General features: G+C 67.0%; 5 protein-coding genes. 1 reads left to right on the top strand and 4 read right to left on the bottom strand.

Annotated features, from left to right (window positions below):
* Positions 1-167 precede the first annotated feature (167 nt).
* From JGS39_RS38385 to JGS39_RS38370, 4 genes are all read right to left on the bottom strand, one after another.
* Positions 168-578 carry a rodlin gene (locus JGS39_RS38385; protein ID WP_219574399.1) on the bottom strand — a complete coding sequence of 137 codons (411 nt, stop codon included), beginning with the start codon at positions 576-578 and terminating at the stop codon, positions 168-170.
* 188 nt (positions 579-766) lie between these two features.
* Entirely contained in the window at positions 767-1057 is a 291-nt protein-coding gene (locus tag JGS39_RS38380; RefSeq protein ID WP_219574398.1) for a hypothetical protein, read from the bottom strand.
* A 442-nt stretch (positions 1058-1499) separates the two neighbouring features.
* A complete protein-coding gene (locus tag JGS39_RS38375; RefSeq protein WP_219574397.1) occupies positions 1500-1733 on the bottom strand; it encodes a chaplin in 234 nt (77 codons plus the stop codon).
* 290 nt (positions 1734-2023) lie between these two features.
* A complete protein-coding gene (locus JGS39_RS38370; RefSeq protein ID WP_219574396.1) occupies positions 2024-2425 on the bottom strand; it encodes a rodlin in 402 nt (133 codons plus the stop codon).
* Between the two features lie 361 nt (positions 2426-2786).
* On the opposite strand from JGS39_RS38370, the gene JGS39_RS41780 reads away from it, so the two are divergent.
* On the top strand, positions 2787-3187 hold a 401-nt coding region (locus tag JGS39_RS41780), incomplete at its 3' end, for a chaplin (RefSeq protein WP_219574395.1).

The following is a 3187-nucleotide window of genomic DNA, read 5'->3' as shown; positions in this document are numbered from 1 at the left end:
CCGTGGGGCCGACCCGTCCTTTCGGGGGAGCCTCCGGCCCTTGGGCACACGACGTGGGACCGACACGTCCGGGCGGCCGGAACTGCGGCTGCCACGAGGACGGGTCGGCCCCACGGGTGATCCAGGAAGCTCGGGCGCCTCGGGAAGCTCCGGCGCCCCGGGAACGACTAGTCGTTGGCGACGCCGTTGCCGGACAGGATCGGGATCCCGGACAGGATGTGCGACAGAGCCTCGTCACCCTTGGCCTGGGTGGAGTTCTCGGTGCACTGCTGGTTCTGCGGGGAGGACAGGACGTTGATGTCCTGGACCGCGATCGGGATGGCACCGATCAGCGAGCCGACGTTGGCCTTGGCCGGCAGGGCGATGCAGGGCTTGTTGAGCGAGCCCTGGATGAGCGCGAACTGCGGGCTCCAGTCGCCGTGGGTGGCGGAGTTGCCGTACGACTGCACGGCGCCGTTGCCGTTGACCGAGGTGGTGCCGCCTTCGTTCCCGATCGCCATGGCCGAGGGGGCGGCCGCGGCGGAGACGCCGACGATCGAAGCAGCGACGGCTGCCGAGGCCATAATCTTCTTGATCATGAAAAAGCCCTTCTGGGGTTTTCTGTTGCCCGCCTGTCCGGAGCGACCTGATCAACTCGCGGTGGCGGGAATGGTTGTGGCGCTTCACTCGAACGGTGTTTCCGCGGTCCGTACGGTTACGGAACGCGCGGCACCGGAGACGGGCGCGTGCCTCGTGACGAGGTGGGAACCGCCGTCGTGATGACGGGTCAGCCGCCGAGCGGGAGGCCGCCCATGAGCGGGGCGGCACCCTTGGCCGCACCGGTGGCCTGGCCGGCGACCTTGGTGACCGTGCCGTCCTTCTGCAGAGACTCGGCCGCGCCGCCGACGGTGTCGACGACCGGGTCGACAGCCTGCGGAGCCGCTGCCACCACCTGGTTGACACCGCCGTCGAGGCTGAAGCTGGGGGCCGTGGCGTTGGTAACGGCGAAGGCGGGAGCAGCCGTTCCGAGAGCAACCACGGAACCGGCAACGAACGCGGCTGTCTTCGCGTACTTCACTTTCGGGTTCCCTTCTGCAGCGGCATCCGTTTCGGTCGCGTCCCCGCGCCGCACCAGCCTTCTTTAGCTGTGACTTCTGCCGCTTTCTCTCTGGGTAACGATCCGATTGCGGCCGGGCAACTGGACAGCCCCGCTTTTCTCCCGACGGCTTTCCCGAGACTTCGGAAAATTGCATGACTAATCACTGATTCGAGTGCGAGGGGGGACACCGGACGCGATTCGGTGGTGCACTGTCGGTACTCCGTCCCGCGCGCCCGCCCGGATGTCCGCCCCCAGCCGCCGGCGCACCGCGCCCCGGGCCGGGCGGAAGGCCTTCGGCCGTTCCGCCGCATCGAGGAGGGCTGCGAACTCCCGGGACGGAACACAGAAAAGAGGAAAGCCCCGGATCGCATGGAATGCGATCCGGGGCAGACCGGCGCCGAAAGGATTCGGCGAGCGTCGATCAGACGTTGGCGCAGGTGTTGCCGAAGGTCGGGTTCAGCAGCGCGATGACGTTCACGGTGTTGCCGCAGACGTTGACCGGAACGTGGACCGGCACCTGCACGAGGTTGCCGGACAGGACGCCCGGGGAGTGCACGGCCGCACCCTCGGCGCCGGAGTCGGCGAAGGCCGGAGCGGCGGCACCCATCGCCATGAGGGTTCCGGCGGCGACGGCGGCGATCTTGGTGTACTTCACTTTCAACCCTTTCTTCGACGGAGTCCGGAGCGGCCACGACTTTCGTGCCGCACGAGCGCGGTCCTGCATCGCTCGCAACTCCGCCGCTGTAATTCGTAACGATTTCAGACGGTAAGCGAAACTCTTCATCGAGGAGATTCTTCTGAATCCGCCCGAATGACACAGTTCCGGTCACGTGCGGTTACCGCTGAGAGTCCGGCCCGACGTCCCGGGCGAACCCGAGGAGGGCAGCAGCAGGCCCGGGCCACCGGACGGGAAACGCCGAAGGCCCGGGCCTGTTGACAGCTGGATCAGCTGTTGCCGGCACCGTTGCCGGAGAGCACCGGAATGCCGGACAGGATGTGCGACAGCGGCTCGTCACCCTTGGCCTGGGTGGAGTTCTCGGTGCACTGCTGGTTCTGCGGGGAGGACAGGACGTTGACGTCCTGGACCGCGATCGGGATGAGCCCGATCAGCGAACCGACGTTGGCCTTGGCCGGCAGGCCGATGCAGGGCTTGTTCAGCGAGCCCTGGACCAGACCGAACTGCGGGCTGCCGTCGCCGTGCGTCTCGGCGTTGCCGAACGACTGCGAGGCACCGTTGCCGTTGACGGCGGTCGTGCCGCCCGCGTCGCCGATGGCCATCGCCTGCGTGGCGCCGAGACCGAGGATGGAGGCGGCGACGGCGCCCGTAGCCAGGACCTTCTTGATCACGATGAACCCTTCTCGTACTGGATGCCCCGCACCGGAGCGCACTGACCAACTGGCTTCCGGACGTTTGGTTATCTCCATTCACCCGAATGCCGGGGGCGCACGGACGCCCGTGCGAAAAAGCCCGGTCGACGTGAAACGAAAACATCGGGCGAACGCACATACGTAGTCCGTCCGAGTGATCACGGGATTCTCACTGGTTCCACGTTTCCCCCTCGCTTTTGCGTCGTTATGGGTTTCGTCAAGCTCCCCCGTACGGGACGCCCACCCAGCACGAATGGCAGGCCCGACGGTCGCTGGACCGCCTGATGATTGAAATGCGGGTCAATACAGCCCGCGCGTAATGTCCTAAGGAAGGGCAACCATGCGAAAAGCCTTGAGTAAAAGCGTGCTCGTCATGGCAGCGGCGTCAGGCATCCTGACCGCCTCCGGCGGCTACGCGTTCGCCGACGCCTCTGCCGACGGTGCCGCGATCGGTTCGCCCGGTGTGGGTTCGGGCAACGCGGTGCAGGTACCTGTGCACATCCCGGTCAACCTGTGCGGCAACACGGTCAACGTGATCGGCGCGCTGAACCCCGCGTTCGGCAACGAGTGCGAGAACGAGGACGGCGACTCCCGGGGCGACGGCTCCCAGGGAGCGGAGGCGACCGGTGTCGCCGCCAACTCCCCCGGCGTGCTGTCGGGCAACCTGATCCAGGCCCCGGTCGACGTTCCGGTCAACGTCTGCGGCAACACGGTCAACGTGATCGGCGCGCTGAACCCCGC

It is taken from the genome of Streptomyces poriferorum, assembly GCF_019399235.1.
Taxonomy (GTDB): domain Bacteria; phylum Actinomycetota; class Actinomycetes; order Streptomycetales; family Streptomycetaceae; genus Streptomyces; species Streptomyces poriferorum.
Note: the sequence above shows the minus strand (reverse complement) of the source record. Positions and strands in the feature narration are given on the sequence as shown.

What these genes read in the sequence shown, in the direction of transcription:
- JGS39_RS38385 (WP_219574399.1), bottom strand. Translation starts at nt 578, where the DNA reads ATGATCAAGAAGATTATGGCCTCGGCAGCCGTCGCTGCTTCGATCGTC.